The organism is Pseudomonas sp. R9.37 (assembly GCF_963878885.1).
GTDB lineage: Bacteria > Pseudomonadota > Gammaproteobacteria > Pseudomonadales > Pseudomonadaceae > Aquipseudomonas.
In genome coordinates, this window is the sequence record NZ_CAWNZA010000001.1 from 22,678 (window position 1) to 41,138 (window position 18,461).

Consider the following 18,461-nt stretch of genomic DNA (forward strand, 5'->3'; position numbering starts at 1 on the left):
GAGAATTGAATCAATGCCGCACATTTTGATCGTCGAAGACGAAACAATTATCCGCTCTGCCTTGCGTCGCCTGCTTGAACGTAATCAGTACCAGGTCAGCGAAGCCGGCTCGGTGCAGGAAGCCCAAGAGCGATTCAGCATTCCCACGTTCGACCTGATTGTCAGCGACCTGCGCTTGCCGGGCGCGCCAGGCACCGAGCTGATCAAGCTTGGCCAGGGCACTCCGGTGCTGATCATGACCAGTTATGCCAGCCTGCGTTCGGCGGTGGACTCGATGAAGATGGGCGCGGTGGATTACATCGCCAAGCCTTTCGACCACGACGAAATGCTGCAGGCCGTGGCCCGCATTCTGCGCGACCGTCAGTCGGCCAGCAGCGCGCCCGCCGAACAGCGCCCCGCCGGCAAGACCGCCAACGGTGCGGACAAGCCGGGCGTCAACAACAGCAACGGCGAAATCGGCATTATCGGCTCCTGCCCACCGATGCAGGACCTGTACAGCAAGATTCGCAAAGTCGCGCCCACCGACTCCAATGTATTGATTCAGGGCGAGTCGGGCACCGGTAAAGAACTGGTCGCCCGTGCCCTGCACAACCTGTCCAAGCGCGCCAAGGCGCCGATGATCTCGGTGAACTGCGCGGCGATCCCTGAATCACTGATCGAGTCCGAACTGTTCGGCCACGAGAAAGGCGCATTTACCGGCGCCAGCGCCGGGCGCGCGGGCCTGGTCGAAGCGGCGGACGGCGGCACTCTGTTCCTCGACGAAATCGGCGAACTGCCGCTGGAAGCCCAGGCGCGCTTGCTGCGCGTGTTACAGGAAGGCGAAATTCGCCGCGTGGGTTCGGTGCAATCGCAAAAGGTCGATGTTCGCCTGATCGCAGCGACCCACCGCGACCTCAAGAGCCTGGCCAAGATCGGCCAGTTCCGTGAAGACTTGTATTACCGCCTGCACGTGATCGCCCTCAAGCTGCCGGCCCTGCGCGAGCGTGGCGCCGACGTCAACGAAATCGCCAGCGCCTTCCTGCTGCGCCAGAGCGCCCGGATCAACCGTACCGACCTCAAGTTTGCCCCGGACGCCGAGCAGGCGATTCGTCACTACTCGTGGCCGGGTAACGTGCGAGAGCTTGAGAACGCGGTCGAGCGCGCGGTCATTCTGTCAGAGAGCCCGGAGATTTCTGCCGAGCTGCTGGGCATCGACATCGAGCTGAGTGACCTTGAAGACGACGATTTCATCGGCCTGGCCCCACAACAGGGCGGCGGTAGCAATACCAGCCACGAGCCGACGGAAGATTTGTCACTGGAAGATTACTTCCAGCACTTCGTTCTTGAGCACCAGGACCACATGACCGAGACCGAGCTGGCGCGCAAGCTGGGCGTGAGCCGCAAGTGCCTGTGGGAACGCCGCCAGCGCCTGGGCATTCCGCGACGCAAGACCGGCGTGGCCAGCGAGAGTTGAGGGTGCGCCCCAACAGGTAACACCCTCAGATGTGAAAAAACTGTTACCGCTGAATTTTCACGTAACAAAAGCCGGGGCTTACGGTAACGAAGCCCCGGCTTTTTTTCGCCCCCAAAAACGCCGAAAGCGCCTCACACCCCCGGTTTTGCAGGGCGACACAAAAGTTGGCACGCACCCTGCTATATGCTTAGTACAAAAACAATAACAAGCTTAGTACCAGACAATAAAAATAAGACGTATCGACTCACGCACAATAAAAACAACACGGCGGAGGCGCAGCTAACTGATTCTTTTGGAGAGGCGTTGCATTTGGGGCTTGCCCCGCAACCAGGCCGAGAACAACAAAAACTGCCCTAAGGCAGAGCCTGAACTGGTTGGATCGTAGATCAGCAACACAGCGACCAAAGCAATCCGTTTGCTCTTGGCTCCCGATTGGGAGTGTCATGAAGGTGAAGCTTCATGGCGAGGGCGATCAACAAAAACAAGAAGCCCGAAATCAATAATAAAAATAGAGCACGCAACTACTTCTGGGGGAGCTTCGGCTCCCCTTGTAGTTTCCGGCATTTGGCCGGTTCCCCTTTCTTTTAAGCTTATGGCGCAAGGCCTGCAGCTTGTTCCTACACCATCCCTCGACTAAATGCTAGAATCCCGGCCCATCATGCGGTCATTCTTCGTTATGGCCGAACATTCCTTCAAACAGTGCATCCCATGCTGAAGAAGTTGTTCCAGTCATTCCGTTCTCCCTTGCGTCGTACGCAACACATTCGCAGCACGCCTGAAGTGCTTAACAGCAATCAGCATTCATTGCAGCGTGCTCAATTCAGCCGCTATGCGGTGAACATCGTCGAACGTTTGCAGAACGCCGGCTACCAGGCTTATCTGGTGGGCGGCTGTGTACGTGACATGTTGCTCAATATCACACCCAAGGATTTCGACGTCGCCACCAGCGCCACGCCCGAGCAGGTGCGTGCCGAATTTCGCAACGCGCGAATCATCGGTCGCCGCTTCAAATTGGTGCACATCCACTTTGGCCGCGAAATCATCGAGGTCGCCACGTTCCGCGCCGGCCACCCGCAAAACGATGAAGAGGAAGACACCAACCAGTCTTCCCGCAACGAGAGCGGCCGCATCCTGCGCGACAACGTCTACGGCACTCTGGAAGAAGACGCGCAACGCCGCGACTTCACCATCAACGCCTTGTATTACGATCCGGTCAGCGAGCGCATCCTCGATTACGCCAATGGCGTACACGACATTCGCAACAACCTGATCCGTTTGATCGGCGACCCGACGCAGCGCTACCAGGAAGACCCGGTGCGCATGCTGCGAGCGGTGCGTTTCGCGGCCAAGCTGAATTTCGGTATCGAGAAACACACGGCCGCGCCGATTCGCGAACTGGCGCCCATGCTGCGGGAAATCCCTTCGGCACGCCTGTTCGAAGAAGTGCTCAAGCTGTTCCTCTCGGGGTACGCCGCCGACACGTTCGAAATGCTCGTCGACCTGCAGTTGTTCGATCCATTGTTCCCGGCCAGCGCCGAGGCTCTGGAATACAACCCGACGTACACCCACACGCTGATCAGCGAAGCCTTGATCAATACCGACCTGCGCATCAAACAGAACAAACCGGTGACCCCGGCGTTCCTGTTTGCCGCCCTGTTGTGGCCGGCCCTGCCCAAACGCGTACTGCGCCTGCAGGACCGTGGCATGCCGCCGATTCCTGCCATGCAGGAAGCTGCGCACGAGCTGATCGCCGAGCAATGCCAACGCATCGCCATTCCAAAACGTTTCACCCTGCCGATCCGCGAGATCTGGGACATGCAGGAGCGCCTGCCACGGCGCAGCGGCAAACGCGCCGACCTGCTGTTGGACAACCCGCGCTTCCGTGCTGGCTACGACTTCCTGCTGCTGCGCGAAAGCGCCGGCGAGCAAACCGACGGCCTGGGCGAATGGTGGACCGACTACCAGGACGCCAACGACAGCCAGCGCCGCGACATGATTCGTGACCTTGGCAGCAAAGGTGATGGCGCCAGCGATGGGCCGAAGAAGCGTCGTCGCAGCTCCAGCAAGCGCAAACGCACGTCTGCCGATGCCTCGGGCGCTGCAGGCGAATAAACGTGGAACGTATCTACATCGGTATGGGCAGCAACCTCGCTGCCCCGGACCAGCAACTGCGCAGCGCCATTGCGGCGCTGGCGCTATTGCCAGGCACCGCCCTCGTCGGTGTGTCCGACTTCTATCAGAGTGACTCCCTGCTCCCCGGTCAGCCGCGCTATACCAATGCGGTCGCGGCCCTGGACAGCAGCCTTGCGCCACTGGCGCTGCTCGATGCACTGCAAGCCATCGAAAACGGCCAGGGCCGCGAACGTCTCGAGCGTTGGGGCCCGCGTACGCTGGACCTGGATATCCTGCTGTTTGGCGATCGCTTGATCGACGAGCCGCGCCTCAAAGTGCCTCACTACCAGATGCACCTGCGCGCGTTCGTGTTGTACCCGCTGGCCGAACTGGCCCCCGCTGAGTTGCAACTGCCCGACGGCCGAAGCCTTGCGGAGCTGTTGAACGCCTGCCCGTTTGTCGGCCTGGAACGCCTCTCTAGCGCCTGATGCAGTCCGCGTGGGAGCAGCTTGCTCGCGAATGCGGTGAACCCGTCGCTACAAGCTTTGACTGACCCAGCGCATTCGCGAGCAAGCGTCTCCCACATTTGATCTCACAGGCCGTCAAAAGTGGTCGTCAACGTGCTGAAACGCGTCAGTAACAGCGGTAACACCGCCATCGTAACAATGCGGTAACACATCCAATTGACTTCCCGAGTCCTCATCACGACTATAGGCGTCCCGCTGCCGCCAACGCGGCGCTGAAGGGCGCAATCCAGGCCTTATAAGCACTGCTCTCAAGACAGTGCGCCTGTATAAACGAAGACTCACGCGCGTTACTCGCTGTTTCCAAGCGCCTGAACGAGGACCCTTTTCATGCCAGACATTACCCTGACCACCTTGCAGAGCCTCAAGCTCAAAGGTGAAAAAATCACCATGCTGACGTGCTACGACGCCACCTTCGCCCACGCCAGTTGCCAGGCCGGTGTTGAAGTGCTGTTGATCGGCGACTCGCTGGGCATGGTTCTTCAAGGGAATGACAGCACCCTGCCCGTCACCACCGATGAACTCGCCTACCACACTGCCAGCGTCAAGCGCGGCAATGAGGGTGCCTTCATCATCGCCGACCTGCCGTTCATGGGTTACGCCACGCTGGAACAGACCTTTCAGAACGCCGGCAAACTGATGCAGGCCGGCGCGCACATGATCAAGGTCGAAGGCGCCGTATGGCTCGCCGAGTCGATCCGACTGCTCGCCGAGCGCGGTGTGCCGGTATGCGTGCACATGGGCCTGACGCCACAGTCGGTGAACATCCTCGGCGGCTACAAGGTACAAGGCCGCAATGAAGCCCAGGCGCGTCAGATGCGCGCCGATGCCATTGCCCTGGAACAGGCCGGTGCCGCGATGATCCTGCTGGAATGCGTGCCGAGCGAATTGGCGGCAGAGATCACCCAGGCGGTCAAAGTGCCAGTAATCGGCATCGGCGCGGGCTCTGCCACCGACGGCCAGGTTCTGGTCTTGCATGACATGCTCGGCCTGTCGCTGACCGGGCGAGCCCCCAAGTTCGTGAAAAACTTCATGGCAGGTAAAGACAGTATCCAGGCCGCGTTGAGCGCTTACGTCGACGAAGTCAAAGCCGTTACTTTCCCAGGCGCCGAACACGGATTCTCTGCATGAACACCGTTAAAACCGTACGAGAACTGCGCGCTGCAGTCGCCCACGCGCGCAGCGCCGGCAAGCGCATTGGCTTTGTGCCCACCATGGGCAACCTGCACAGCGGCCACGCCACCCTGGTGACCAAGGCCGCCCAGCAATCGGATTTCGTGGTGGCGAGTATCTTCGTCAACCCGTTGCAGTTCGGTGCCGGCGAGGACCTGGACAAATACCCTCGCACCTTGGCCGCCGATCAGGAAAAACTGCTGCAAGCCGGTTGCAACCTGCTGTTCGCGCCAACCGTCGAAGAAATGTACCCCGGCGGCATGACCGGCCAGACCCGCGTCAGCGTCCCACAACTGTCCGAAGGCCTCTGCGGCGCCAGCCGCCCCGGGCACTTCGAAGGGGTAGCGACGGTGGTCAGCAAGCTGTTCAACATGGTCCAGCCGGATATGGCCGTGTTTGGCCAGAAGGACTATCAGCAACTGGCGGTGATTCGCGCCATGGTGCATGACCTGAACATGCCGATCCAGATCATCGGCGAGCCCACTGTGCGTGCCGCTGACGGCCTCGCGCTGTCCTCGCGCAACGGCTACCTCAGCGAAGAACAACGCGCCATCGCGCCGGTGCTGTACCGCAGCCTCAGCCAGATTGCCGCCGCCATCAAGGGAGGCGACCACGATTTTGCCAAACTGCGTGCCGAGCAGATCCAGCAGATCGAAGCGGCCGGATTGCGCATCGACTACCTGGAAGTGCGCCAGGGCGTGCACCTGCGTCCCGCCACGCCCGAGGATCGCGATGTAGTGATCCTGGTGGCTGCGTATTTGGGCGCCACACGCCTGATCGACAACCTGCACCTGACCCTGGCCTGACCCTGCCTTTTCTCCCTTGAAAACAAGCACGCCTGTTGCCCTCCCCGCTGTGCCGGTATAAAAAAGTACCGGCTACAGCGCAGACAAAGCCAAGACATATCGACACGCTAGGTTTAATGTAAACGCCCTGTGCCATTGTTGGCGCTGACCGGAACCCAACGCCTGATGAAAGACTGGACGTTCCGGATTTAGAAGTGTCCTAAAGGCAAGTCCCCGTAATAAAAAGGAAACCCGCAGCGATGGCGTATTACCGCACTCCTCATGACGTTACCGCTCTGCCCGCTTGGCAAGCGCTCGATAAACATCGCCAAGCCATGCAGGATTTCAGCATGCGCGACGCATTCAATGCCGATCCCCAGCGCTTTTCCCAATTCACCTTGAGCAGCTGCGGGCTTTTCCTCGATTACTCGAAAAACCTCATCACTGCCCAAACGCGCGCCTTGCTCGTCGACCTGGCCAATGAAGTCGGCCTTAAAGACGCGATCAACGCGCTCTACGCTGGCGAGCCGGTCAACTCCTCCGAAGGTCGTCCGGCCCTGCACACCGCACTGCGTCGCCCGGTTGGCGACAAGTTGTCGGTCAACGGCGTGAACATCATGCCGGACGTACACAAGGTGCTGAACCAGATCACTGACCTGGTCGGCCGCATCCATGATGGCCTGTGGCGCGGTTACACCGAGAAGCCGATCACTGACGTGGTGAACATTGGCATCGGCGGCTCGTTCCTCGGCCCGGAGCTGGTCTCCGAAGCGCTGTTGTCCTACGCCCACAAAGGCGTGCGCTGCCACTACCTGGCGAACATTGACGGCAGCGAGTTCCACGAGCTGACCCAGAAGCTGCGCGCCGAGACCACGCTGTTTATCGTCTCGTCAAAATCCTTCAACACCCTGGAAACCCTGAAAAACGCCCAGGCCGCCCGCGCCTGGTACCTGGCTCAGGGTGGCTCGGAAGCCGAGCTGTATCGCCACTTCATCGCCGTCTCAAGCAACAACGCAGCGGCCGTGGCCTTCGGTATCCGCGAAGAAAACATCTTCCCGATGTGGGACTGGGTCGGCGGGCGTTACTCGCTGTGGTCGGCCATCGGCTTGCCCATCGCCCTGGCGATCGGCATGTCCAACTTCAAGGAACTGCTGTCCGGTGCCTACACCATGGACCAGCATTTCCAGAACGCCCCATTCGAAGCCAACATGCCCGTGCTGCTGGGTCTGCTGGGCGTGTGGTACGGCAACTTCTGGGGTGCGCAGAGCCACGCGATCCTGCCGTACGACCACTACCTGCGCAACATCACCAAACACTTGCAACAGTTGGACATGGAATCCAACGGCAAGAGTGTGCGCCAGGACGGTACGCCAGTGTCCACCGATACCGGCCCGGTCATCTGGGGCGGCGTAGGGTGCAACGGCCAGCACGCCTACCACCAGTTGTTGCACCAAGGGACCCAACTGATTCCGGCCGACTTCATTGTGCCGATTGTCAGCTTCAACCCGGTGTCCGACCACCATCAGTGGTTGTTCGCCAACTGCCTGTCCCAAAGCCAGGCACTGATGCTCGGCAAAACCCGCAGCGAAGCAGAAGCCGAGTTGCGTGAGAAAGGCGTTCCCGAAGCCGAAGTCCAGAAGCTGGCCCCGCACAAGGTGATCCCGGGCAACCGTCCAAGCAACACCATCGTGGTTGAACGCATCAGCCCGCGTCGCCTGGGCGCACTGGTGGCTATGTATGAACACAAGGTGTTTGTGCAAAGCGTGGTCTGGGGCATCAACGCCTTCGACCAATGGGGCGTGGAATTGGGCAAAGAGCTGGGCAAAGGCGTGTATAACCGCCTGACCGGTGCCGAAGAAACCTCGGCCGAGGATGCTTCGACCCAGGGCCTGATCAACTACTTCCGCGGTCGTCACCGCGGCTGAAGCCGGTACACCAAGGCCAACGTCCGTTTGGACGTTGGCCTTGTACCCTCCCCCCACTGCGTGCATCTTTATGACTTGTCGCCAAAACAAGAATAAGGACCGCTCATGTTCGATATCAGCACATTCCCCAACGCCGATGCCGTCCGCCAGGCCGCGCAGCTCAGTCAAGCCGACTACCAGCGCCTTTATCGCCAATCCATCGAGCAACCCGACACCTTTTGGGCAGAACAGGCCAAAAGCTTTCTCGACTGGATCAAACCCTGGCACACCGTCCAGCATTCAGACATTCACACCGGCGCCGCCCAATGGTTTGCCGGCGGCCAACTGAACGTCAGCTACAACTGCATCGACCGTCACCTGGCGCAACGCGCCGACCAGCCTGCCTTCATCTGGGAAGGCGATGATCCGACACGGTCTGCAAAAATCACCTACCGCCAGCTCCATCAAAACGTCAGCCGCCTGGCCAATGTGTTGAAAAACCGTGGCGTGAAAAAAGGCGACCGCGTGTGCATCTACATGCCGATGATCCCGGAAGCCGCCTACGCAATGCTGGCCTGCACACGCATTGGCGCGGTGCACTCGGTGGTTTTTGGCGGGTTCTCACCGGACGCCCTGCGTGACCGTATTCTCGACGCCGACTGCCGCACCGTGATTACTGCCGATGAAGGCGTGCGCGGCGGTAAACCGGTGGCGCTGAAAAAGAACGTCGACCAGGCCCTGGCCAGTTGCCCGAACGTCAGCACCGTGCTGGTGGTGGAGCGCACCGGCGCTGACGTTGCCTGGCACGAAGGCCGCGATCTCAAGTACCAGCAAGCTCTGGATGCCGCCAGCGACGACTGCCCGCCCGAGCCCATGGACGCCGAAGACCCGCTGTTCATCCTCTACACCTCCGGCAGCACCGGCAAACCCAAAGGCGTGCTGCACACCACCGGCGGCTACCTCCTGCAAGCGGCGATGACCTTCAAGTACGTGCTCGATTACCGCGACGGAGAAGTGTTCTGGTGCACCGCCGACGTGGGTTGGGTGACCGGCCACAGCTACATCGTGTACGGCCCGCTGGCCAATGGCGCTACCTCGCTGATGTTCGAAGGCGTGCCGAGCCACCCGGACAGCTCGCGCTTCTGGCAGGTGATCGACAAGCATCAGGTGAACATCTTCTACACCGCGCCCACCGCCCTGCGCGCCCTGATGCGTGAGGGTCACGGGCCACTGGAGAATACCTCCCGCGCCAGCCTGCGCCTGCTCGGCAGTGTCGGCGAGCCGATCAACCCCGAAGCCTGGGACTGGTACTTCAACGCCGTCGGTGAACAACGCTGCCCGATTGTCGACACGTGGTGGCAGACCGAAACTGGCGGCATCATGCTCAGCCCCCTGGTCAGCGCCCAGCGGATCAAGCCCGGCTGCGCAACCCAGCCGATGTTTGGCGTGCAGCCGGTGCTGCTGGATGAGCAAGGCAAGCCAATCAGCGGCGCCGGCAGTGGCGTGCTGGCGATCAAGGCCAGCTGGCCGGGGCAGATTCGCAGCGTCTACGGCAACCCGCAGCGCATGATCGACACCTATTTCAAACCCTACCCTGGCTACTACTTCACGGGGGACGGCGCACGCCGCGATGAGGACGGCGACTACTGGATCACCGGGCGCATCGACGATGTGATCAACGTGTCCGGCCACCGTATCGGCACCGCCGAGGTGGAAAGCGCGCTGGTGTTGCATGACCAAGTGGCCGAAGCCGCCGTGGTGGGCTATCCCCACGACGTCAAAGGCCAGGGAATTTATGCCTTCGTCACCCCAATGAATGGGGTTGAACCCAGCGATGCGTTGAAGAAAAACCTGCTTGAGCTGGTCAGCAAGGAAATCGGCAGCTTTGCCAAGCCGGAACTGATCCAATGGGCGCCGGCCTTGCCGAAAACCCGATCCGGCAAGATCATGCGGCGGATTCTGCGCAAAATCGCCTGCAATGAACTGGACAGCCTGGGTGACACCTCGACACTGGCCGACCCCAGCGTCGTGGATGGCCTGATCGACAAACGCCTGAACCGCTAGGAACCCTCGAGTCGCCATGGAATTTATCCGCAACCGTATCGAAACCCAGTTGATGAGCCTCACCGGCCTGTCGCTGGGCCAGCTGGATCTGGAAAACCCCAAGGGCGATCCAGGCCTGTTCGGGCCGGACTCGGTCAGTTGGCAGGTCCATGGCGATTTCAGCAGCATGTTGATTGGTGGCATCAGCGCCTTGATGCTGCAAGCCTTGCACCCGCTGGCACTGGCGGGTGTGTGGGACCACTCGAATTTTCGCCAGGACATGCTCGGGCGCTTACGGCGCACCTCGCAGTTCATTTCCGGCACCACGTTCGGCTCGCGCAAAGACGCCGAATGGCTGATCGAAAAAGTGCGCACCATTCACCTGCAAGTGACGGGGCATGCCCCGGACGGGCGACCTTACGCGGCCAGTGATCCGGCGCTGCTGACGTGGGTGCATGTGGCGGAGGTCAGCAACTTCCTCGCGGCCCACCTGCGTTACTGCAACCCGCGCCTTTCGGGTCGGGATCAGGACCGCTACTACAGTGAAATTGCGTTGGTGGCCGAACGCTTGGGCGCGCGGCATGTTCCGCGTTCACGGCAGGAAATTTCGGATTACCTGGCACGCATTCGTCCGCAACTGCTGTGCGACGAGCGCAGCCGCGAAGTGTTGCGTCTGCTGCTCAATGCACCGTCCCCCAGCACGCTGGCCAAACCTTTTGGCGCGCTGATGATGCAGGCGGGGATCGACTTGCTGCCGGACTGGGCAAGCAGCCTGCTCGGGCAACACCAAAGCCCGCTGCAACGGCAAATGGTCCGCGCCGGGGTCAAGCGCAGTGCGCCGTTGCTGCGCTGGGCGATGCGCAATGGCTCGGTGCAGCGTGCCCATCGGCGGATGGGGTTGATGTAGGCCGGCGCCTATAGCTGTTAAACTCCGCGCCCCATTTACAGCAAGGCGCGCTCTATGACTCCCTTGAATCAGGCGCTGCGCGCCGCCCTCGATTATCGCCAAGACCTGATCAACGAGTTGCATGCCCAAGGCACTGACTGCTACCGCTTGTTTCATGGCAGCCAGGAAGGCGCCGGCGGCCTGACTATCGACCGTTACGGCCCACAGTTGCTGGTGCAGAGTTTCCACCAATCCCTGGAAACAGCTGACCTCTTGGACCTGCACCAACTGATCAACCAGTTCATGGGCCTGGAATTGCTGCTGGTCTACAACGACCGCTCCCGTGGCAACTCGCGCATTGACCGTGAAGACACGGTGTACCGCGCCGAGCCTGCCGCGCTGGTAGACCTGGTTGGCCACGAATGGGGCCTCAATTATCGCGTGCGTGGGCGCCACGCCGGGCAAGACCCGTTGCTGTTCCTGGACCTGCGCAACACCCGCGGCTGGGTCAAGGCGCACAGCGCCGGCAAGAACGTGCTCAACCTGTTCGCCTACACCTGCGGCGTCGGCCTGAGCGCGGCGGCTGGTGGTGCGCGTGAGGTGTGCAACCTGGACTTCGCCGAGGGTAACCTGGCGGTCGGTCGCGAAAACGGTCTGCTCAACCCGCAATTGCCAACCATGGAATTCGTGCAGTCCGACTACTTCCCGGCGATTCGCCAACTGGCGGGCTTGCCGATCACTCAACGTCGCGGGCAGAAACTGCCGAGCTATCCCCGCCTCGAGCAGCGCCAATATGACCTGGTATTGCTCGACCCACCGGCATGGGCCAAGAGCGCCTTCGGCACCGTTGACCTGTTGCGTGACTACCAGAGCCTGCTCAAGCCTGCGCTGCTCGCGACGGCCGACAATGGCGTGCTGATCTGCTGCAACAACTTGGCGAAAGTCAGCATGGATGACTGGCGCGAACAGGTGCTGCGCTGCGCTGAGAAAGCCGGTCGCCCGGTACGCGATTGGCAAATCATGACGCCGGGCGCCGACTTCCCTTCCCAGGACCAGCAGCCACCGTTGAAAACCCTCATCCTGCAGCTGTAGTACTTTTCCCAAGAGGCCCGGTGCTTCGGAACCGAAATCCCGTGCCATACTCCAAGGCACTCCTGTTCGACATAGATGGCGTCACTCATGCCCAAAGGATTGATCCGCGCCGCTGGCGCCTTGTTGACCGCCCTGGCTCTGTACAGCTTGCTGGGTTTTCTGATTCTGCCGGGCATCGCCCTTCGTATTGCCAATCAACAGCTGGCCCATTACGCCACGGTGCCGGCACGCATCGAGCGTATCGAACTCAATCCGTTCAGCCTGGAAGTGACAGCCTGGGGCTTGAAAATCGGTGAACCGGGCAAGGAGCAAGTGGGTTTCGAGCGTCTCTACGCCAACCTGCAGATCGACAGCCTCTGGACTCGTGCCCTGCACCTGGCCGATGTGCAACTCGACCAACCCAAGACTGAGCTGCTGTTCAACAAATCCGGCCAGCTGAACCTGGCGCAGTTGTTCAAGCTGCCGCCGAGCGAGCCGACTCCGGCCGACCCGAACGCCAAGCCGTTCCCGCTGCGCATCGACAGCATCAAGCTGGCGGGCGGCTATGTGCATTTTCAAGACCTGCGTCCCAGCGAACCGATCGAATTCCTCTACGACAAACTCGACTTTGAACTGAAAAACCTCAGCACCTTGCCGGAAGACAACGCCGACATGACGCTGGTGGCCGCCGGCCCCGAGGGTGGGCAGATCGACTGGAAAGGCAACTTCAGCCTGGTACCGATCACGTCCGAGGGCACGCTGAAAGTCACCGACGGCAAGATGAAAGCCTGGTGGCCGTATGTCCGTGACGCCGTGCCGCTTGTGCTGGAAGACGGTGTGCTGAATTTCAGCACCCACTACACATTCAGCCTCGCCAAAGAAACCGAACTGAACCTGACCAACACGGCCGCCAGCATTGCGCCGTTTGCTATCAAGGCGCCCGATGGCCGCCCATTGGTGCGCCTGGAACGCTTGGACGTCAGTGACACCACGGTGGACCTGGCCAAGCAGCACGTGGTGGTCGGCAAGATTCGCAGCAACAAGCTGGAAACCTGGGCCGCCCGCGAAGCCGATGGGCAATTGGACTGGCAAAAACTGTTCGCCAGCCAACCGAGCAAACCGGCCAAGGCGCCCGAGCCCGCCACTGCGCCGGCGACGGCCGACTCGCCAAAGGCTGAACCGGCCGCGCCTAGCAAGCCCTGGCAGGTACTGCTCAAGGATGTACAGCTGCGTAACTATCAGGTGCACCTGGCCGACCGTCAGGCCAAACCTGCGGTAGCGCTGGAACTGGGGCCCTTGAACGTCGATGTGCGGAACTTCGACAGCCTGAACCAAAGCCCGTTTACCTTGAAGGTCGACTCCGGCCTGGGTAAGCAAGGCAAGATTCAGGCAACCGGCGAGGTCAATCTCAACCCGGTCAGCGCCAAACTCAAAGTGAATACCCAGGACATCGACCTGCGGGTTGCTCAGTCTTATATCAGCCCGTTCATTCGACTGGAACTGCGCAGCGGTATGTTGGGCAGCAACCTGGATGTGAACCTCAAGAGCACCGAGCCCTTGGCGCTTCAGGTCACCGGCCGCGCCCAGGTCGACCAATTGCACACCCTGGACACGCTCAAGACCCGCGACTTCCTAAAATGGCAGCGCCTGGTGCTCGAAGGTGTCAATTATCAACACGGCGACAGCCTGTCGATCGACAAGGTCAACCTGCTGCAACCGTACGCGCGCTTCATGATCAATGATGACCGCACCACCAACATCGATGACCTGTTGATCCCGCAGCCGGCCGACAGTGGCGCCAAATCGGCAGCCAAGCCGGCGGCCAGCAAAGATAAGCCGCTGGGTATCCATATAGGGCAGATCGCGATCAATGACGGCTCGGCCAACTTTGCCGACTTCAGCCTCACGCCCAACTTTGCCACGGCCATTCAACAGCTCAACGGGCAGATCGGCACCATTGACAGTCGCCAAGCCAAACCGGCCAGCGTCGACATCAAGGGCAAGGTGGATCGCTATGCGCCAGTGACCATCAAAGGCAGCGTGAACCCGTTTGATCCGATGGCGGCGCTGGATATCGCCACCAGCTTCAAACGTGTCGAATTGACCACGTTGACGCCGTATTCCGGCAAGTTCGCCGGTTTCCGCATCCGCAAGGGCAGGCTTAACCTGGACCTGCATTATGTGATCACCAAAGGCCAATTGAAGGCTGAAAACAAAGTGGTGGTTGAGCAACTGCAACTGGGTGAGAAAGTCGACAGCGCCGACGCCGTGGATTTGCCGATTCGCCTGGCCATTGCCCTGCTCAAGGACTCCGACGGCAAGATCTCCATCGAACTGCCGGTCACCGGCGACCTGAACAACCCGCAATTCAGTGTGATGCCGATTGTCTGGCAAACCCTGCGTAACCTGGTGGTGCGCGCGGCGACGGCGCCGTTCAAGTTCATCGGTGGGCTGGTGACGGGCGGAGGCTCGGAAGACTTGGGCAATGTGTCGTTCGCCCCAGGCTCCAGCGAGTTGAACAAAAACGCTCAAAGCGCGCTGGACACCCTGGCCAAGGCACTCAAAGAGCGCCCTACCCTGCGTCTTGAAATCGAAGGCACGGCGGCTGCCAGCAGTGACGGCCCCTTGCTCGCTGCCGAGCGACTGGAACGTGAATATCAGTACAACTACTACAAGATACTGCAGCGCCGTGGCGATAAGGTTCCGGCCCAGGCTTCGCTGCTGGTCGTACCCGAGAAGGAAAAAGCGCCATTGCTGGAAGGCATCTACCGCACCCGCCTGAAACAGCAACCGCCGGCCGAGTGGAAAGACTTGAGCAGCGATGAACGCACCGCGAAGCTGCGTGACGGGCTGATCAAGTTCTGGGGCGCCAGTGATGTACTGCTGCGTCAACTGGGGCAAGACCGAGCCAGTGCCATCAAGGACTACCTGGTGGACAAGGGCCAGCTGGAAGATGACCGGGTGTACTTCATTGATGCCAACCTGGGGCAGGCGGAAAAGGATGGCCGGGTGGTAACCCCAATGCATCTGGATGCTGAGTAACACCTGAGCGACACCCATCCAAACGTGGGAGCTGGCTGGCCTGCGATGCACACACCTCGGTCATTCAGTTGAATCGAGGTGATGCTATCGCGGGCAAGCCAGCTCCCACATTTGTGTGTGATCGACTTGGGTTTTTTCTGCCCAGAATAGAACAGGCCCCGACACAAGTGCCGGGGCCTGTAATGACCACATCCGTGTGGTCGGTCGCATGAACTCCAGAGGTGCCTTGGGTGGATATCTAACTCACCCTAAGCCGCCGCCATTCAGTTCAGACGAACAGTGGAGCGTTACTCTGCTTTCAGGCCATCGGCCGATACAGCTTTAACGCCTTTGATTTTCTTGGCGATATTCACCGCGGTGGTTTTCTGTGCTTCAGTCACTGCGACCGAAGAGGACAGAGACACTACGCCTTTGTTGGTTTCGACTTTGATGTCGGTGCCAGGAATGCCTTTCTCGGTTACCAGGTCAGCTTTTACTTTGGTGGTGATCCAGGTATCGGAAGTGGCGCCCTTGGCGTCAGCTGCTGCGCCTTTGGTTTTGTCGAGGTTGTCGGCTTTAGTTGCGCCGCCTGCCAGCAGGCCGTCAGCAGATACAGCGGTCACACCTTTAATGCGCTTGGTGATTGCTACTGCAGTGGCTTTCTGCGAATCAGAGATCGCTACGGTCGACGACAGGGAAACCACACCTTTGTTGGTTTCAACCTTGATGTCCGAACCAGGAATGCCTTTCTCGGTCAGCAGGTCAGCTTTGACTTTGGTGGTGATCCAAGTATCCGAAGTGGATTCTTTGGCTTTGGTCACTTCGCCAGCGGCCATGGTCATTGGAGCTTGGGAAGTCTGAGCAAAGGCCACGTTAGCACCCATGGCCAGGGTCAGAGCGGTAGCAGTAGCGAGAGCGAACTTCTTCATACGAGTAACTCCTGTTTTATTGAAAGTCTGCAGTGGGTAAACCTTGATGCTGCAGCGTTAACAGGGTTATTGCAGGCAGTGTGCCAAGTTACGCTTTCGAATTAAATCCTTATAAAACAATGGCTTATAGAAATAGCCAATTTTCGGAATCGTGCAACTTGCATGAAGCAGACCGTCCTTGCATGCAAGTTGCGGCTTTTGGAATTTACTAAGCATCTGATTTATCGGCATTTTCCCACGCGCATAAAAAAAGGACTCCGAAGAGTCCTTTTTTCAGCGTGAGACCTAGGTAATTAAACGCCCGAAGCCTTGGCTGCTGCTACGTCCTTGATGGACAACTTGATACGGCCGCGGTTGTCCACGTCCAGTACCAGCACTTCCACTTCCTGACCTTCTTTGAGAATGTCGGTCACTTTCTCAACACGAGCGTCGCTCAGCATGGAGATGTGAACCAGACCGTCTTTGCCCGGCAGGATGTTGACGAATGCGCCGAAGTCGACGATGCGTTCAACTTTACCGACGTAGATCTTGCCGATCTCGGCTTCTGCGGTGATACCCAGAACGCGCTGACGTGCAGCTTCTGCAGCTTCTTTGGTTTCGCCGAAGATCTTGATCGAGCCGTCGTCTTCGATGTCGATCGAAGCCTTGGTCTCTTCACAGATCGCACGAATGGTCGCGCCGCCTTTACCGATAACATCACGGATTTTGTCGGTGTCGATTTTCATCGCGATCATGGTCGGAGCATTTTCCGACAGCTCGGTGCGCGACTGACCAATGATCTGGTTCATCTGGCCGAGGATGTTCAGGCGCGCTTCCAGGGCTTGGCCCAGAGCGATTTCCATGATCTCTTCGGTGATGCCCTTGATCTTGATGTCCATCTGCAGCGCGGTAACACCTTTAGCGGTACCGGCTACTTTGAAGTCCATGTCGCCCAGGTGGTCTTCGTCGCCCAGGATGTCGGTCAGGATGGCGAACTTCTCGCCTTCTTTAACCAGGCCCATGGCGATACCGGCAACCGGTGCCTTCATCGGCACACCAGCGTCCATCAGCGCCAGGGAAGCACCGCAGACCGAAGCCATGGAGCTGGAACCGTTGGACTCGGTGATTTCCGACACCACACGGATGGTGTACGGGAACACGTCGGCAGCAGGCAGCATGGCTGCAATCGAACGACGGGCCAGACGGCCGTGACCGATTTCGCGACGACCAGCACCACCCATGCGACCACACTCACCTACCGAGAACGGAGGGAAGTTGTAGTGCAGCATGAACGGGTCTTTTTTCTCGCCTTCCAGGGTGTCCAGCAGCTGTGCGTCACGGGCAGTACCCAGCGTTGCAACTACCAGAGCCTGAGTTTCACCACGGGTGAACAAGGCCGAACCATGGGTCTTCGGCAGAACGCCGACTTCGATGTTCAGCGGACGTACGGTGCGCGTGTCGCGACCATCGATACGCGGCTTGCCGTTAACGATGTTTTCGCGAACGGTGCGGTATTCGATTTCACCGAAGGCAGCTTTGACGTCGCTGGAAGAAGGCTGGCCTTCTTCGCCGGACAGCTTGGCCACAACCTGTTCCTTCAGCTCGCCCAGGCGAGCGTAGCGGTCGGCCTTGACGGTGATGGTGTAGGCGTCGGAGATCGCAGCGCCGAAGTCGGAGCGGATAGCACCCAGCAGTTCAGTCGCTTCGGCTTGTGGAGCCCAGGTCCAAGTCGGCTTGGCAGCTTCGGCGGCCAGTTCTTTAACAGCGTTGATCACAACCTGGAACTCGTCGTGAGCAAACAGTACCGCGCCCAGCATCTGGTCTTCGGTCAGCTCTTTGGCTTCCGATTCAACCATCAACACGGCTTCCGACGTACCGGCAACGACCATGTCCAGGCTCGACGCTTTCTGTTGTTCGTAAGTCGGGTTCAGCAGGTAGCCGGTGCTTTCATGGAAAGCAACGCGAGCTGCGCCGATCGGACCATCAAAAGGAATACCGGAGATGGCCAGGGCAGCCGAAGTACCGATCATCGCAGCGATGTCCGGATCGGTCTTCTTGCTGGTGGAAACGACGGTGCAGACAACCTGCACTTCGTTCATGAAGCCTTCTGGGAACAGTGGACGGATCGGACGGTCGATCAGTCGGGAAGTCAGGGTTTCTTTTTCGGAAGGACGGCCTTCGCGCTTGAAGAAACCGCCAGGGATCTTACCGGCAGCGTAAGTCTTTTCCTGGTAGTGAACAGAAAGAGGGAAGAAGCCTTTGCTTGGGTCAGCGGTCTTGGCGCCAACAACGGTCACCAATACGGTGACGTCGTCGTCAACGGTGACCAGCACTGCGCCGGAGGCTTGACGGGCGATACGGCCTGTCTCGAGGGTAACGGTCGACTGACCGAACTGGAATTTTTTGATAACCGGGTTCACGGTGTCCTACCTTCTTTGTGGCTCTTGGGGAACTTGTCTTCTTGCGAAATTCTTGGGCAATGCCGGGAATCGGCCCGACGCTCGTCCAGGGTAAAACGTGTATCCAGATAAAACTTGAGGCTGGGAGCCTGCCATGGGCCAGCGGGAATCCCACTGACACA

The 18,461-nt window shown here is 59.7% G+C and carries 12 protein-coding genes; 10 read left to right on the top strand and 2 right to left on the bottom strand.

What is annotated here, in order from left to right; genetic code table 11:
• The first annotated feature begins 13 nt into the window (after positions 1 to 13).
• From AACU78_RS00115 to AACU78_RS00160, 10 genes are all read left to right on the top strand, one after another.
• On the top strand, positions 14 to 1,453 hold the full coding sequence (locus AACU78_RS00115) for a sigma-54-dependent transcriptional regulator (protein WP_106579241.1): 1,440 nt from the start codon (positions 14 to 16) through the stop codon (positions 1,451 to 1,453).
• A 708-nt stretch (positions 1,454 to 2,161) separates the two neighbouring features.
• On the top strand, positions 2,162 to 3,565 hold the full coding sequence (locus AACU78_RS00120) for a polynucleotide adenylyltransferase PcnB (protein ID WP_106579242.1): 1,404 nt from the start codon (positions 2,162 to 2,164) through the stop codon (positions 3,563 to 3,565).
• Positions 3,566 to 3,567: 2 nt separating this feature from the next.
• Positions 3,568 to 4,053 carry a 2-amino-4-hydroxy-6-hydroxymethyldihydropteridine diphosphokinase gene (gene folK, locus AACU78_RS00125; protein WP_106579243.1) on the top strand — a complete coding sequence of 162 codons (486 nt, stop codon included), beginning with the start codon at positions 3,568 to 3,570 and terminating at the stop codon, positions 4,051 to 4,053.
• A gap of 366 nt (positions 4,054 to 4,419) precedes the next feature.
• Complete coding sequence (gene panB, locus AACU78_RS00130; RefSeq protein ID WP_106579244.1) at positions 4,420 to 5,220, top strand: 3-methyl-2-oxobutanoate hydroxymethyltransferase; 801 nt, start codon at positions 4,420 to 4,422, stop codon at positions 5,218 to 5,220.
• Positions 5,217 to 6,068: a pantoate--beta-alanine ligase gene (gene panC / locus AACU78_RS00135; RefSeq protein WP_106579245.1), complete on the top strand. Its 852-nt coding sequence runs from the start codon at positions 5,217 to 5,219 to the stop codon at positions 6,066 to 6,068. The genes panB and panC overlap by 4 nt, the downstream gene beginning before the upstream one ends.
• A gap of 239 nt (positions 6,069 to 6,307) precedes the next feature.
• Positions 6,308 to 7,972 (top strand): glucose-6-phosphate isomerase, encoded by a 1,665-nt coding sequence (gene pgi / locus AACU78_RS00140; RefSeq protein WP_106579246.1) that lies wholly within the window; start codon positions 6,308 to 6,310, stop codon positions 7,970 to 7,972.
• Between the two features lie 105 nt (positions 7,973 to 8,077).
• Positions 8,078 to 10,015, top strand: a complete 1,938-nt coding sequence (gene acs / locus AACU78_RS00145) for an acetate--CoA ligase (protein WP_106579247.1) — start codon at positions 8,078 to 8,080, stop codon at positions 10,013 to 10,015.
• Between the two features lie 16 nt (positions 10,016 to 10,031).
• Positions 10,032 to 10,901, top strand: coding sequence for an oxygenase MpaB family protein (locus AACU78_RS00150; protein ID WP_106579248.1), 870 nt, complete (start codon positions 10,032 to 10,034; stop codon positions 10,899 to 10,901).
• 54 nt (positions 10,902 to 10,955) lie between these two features.
• Entirely contained in the window at positions 10,956 to 11,972 is a 1,017-nt protein-coding gene (locus AACU78_RS00155) for a class I SAM-dependent rRNA methyltransferase (RefSeq protein ID WP_106579249.1), read from the top strand.
• An 87-nt stretch (positions 11,973 to 12,059) separates the two neighbouring features.
• Complete coding sequence (locus AACU78_RS00160) at positions 12,060 to 14,993, top strand: DUF748 domain-containing protein (protein ID WP_106579250.1); 2,934 nt, start codon at positions 12,060 to 12,062, stop codon at positions 14,991 to 14,993.
• A gap of 287 nt (positions 14,994 to 15,280) precedes the next feature.
• Here AACU78_RS00160 and AACU78_RS00165 read toward each other — a convergent pair whose 3' ends face one another.
• Both AACU78_RS00165 and pnp read right to left on the bottom strand, forming a co-directional pair.
• Positions 15,281 to 15,901 (bottom strand): BON domain-containing protein, encoded by a 621-nt coding sequence (locus AACU78_RS00165; protein WP_106579251.1) that lies wholly within the window; start codon positions 15,899 to 15,901, stop codon positions 15,281 to 15,283.
• A 293-nt stretch (positions 15,902 to 16,194) separates the two neighbouring features.
• Positions 16,195 to 18,300 carry a polyribonucleotide nucleotidyltransferase gene (gene pnp / locus AACU78_RS00170; RefSeq protein WP_106579252.1) on the bottom strand — a complete coding sequence of 702 codons (2,106 nt, stop codon included), beginning with the start codon at positions 18,298 to 18,300 and terminating at the stop codon, positions 16,195 to 16,197.
• Positions 18,301 to 18,461 lie beyond the last annotated feature (161 nt).

Excerpts from the sequence above, each read along its gene's own strand:
- AACU78_RS00155 (WP_106579249.1), top strand. The coding sequence starts at position 10,956 with ATGACTCCCTTGAATCAGGCGCTGCGCGCCGCCCTCGATTATCGCCAA.
- panB (WP_106579244.1), top strand. The coding sequence starts at position 4,420 with ATGCCAGACATTACCCTGACCACCTTGCAGAGCCTCAAGCTCAAAGGT.
- AACU78_RS00115 (WP_106579241.1), top strand. The coding sequence starts at position 14 with ATGCCGCACATTTTGATCGTCGAAGACGAAACAATTATCCGCTCTGCC.
- AACU78_RS00120 (WP_106579242.1), top strand. The coding sequence starts at position 2,162 with ATGCTGAAGAAGTTGTTCCAGTCATTCCGTTCTCCCTTGCGTCGTACG.
- panC (WP_106579245.1), top strand. The coding sequence starts at position 5,217 with ATGAACACCGTTAAAACCGTACGAGAACTGCGCGCTGCAGTCGCCCAC.
- AACU78_RS00160 (WP_106579250.1), top strand. The coding sequence starts at position 12,060 with ATGCCCAAAGGATTGATCCGCGCCGCTGGCGCCTTGTTGACCGCCCTG.
- AACU78_RS00150 (WP_106579248.1), top strand. The coding sequence starts at position 10,032 with ATGGAATTTATCCGCAACCGTATCGAAACCCAGTTGATGAGCCTCACC.
- acs (WP_106579247.1), top strand. The coding sequence starts at position 8,078 with ATGTTCGATATCAGCACATTCCCCAACGCCGATGCCGTCCGCCAGGCC.
- AACU78_RS00165 (WP_106579251.1), bottom strand. The coding sequence starts at position 15,901 with ATGAAGAAGTTCGCTCTCGCTACTGCTACCGCTCTGACCCTGGCCATG.
- pgi (WP_106579246.1), top strand. The coding sequence starts at position 6,308 with ATGGCGTATTACCGCACTCCTCATGACGTTACCGCTCTGCCCGCTTGG.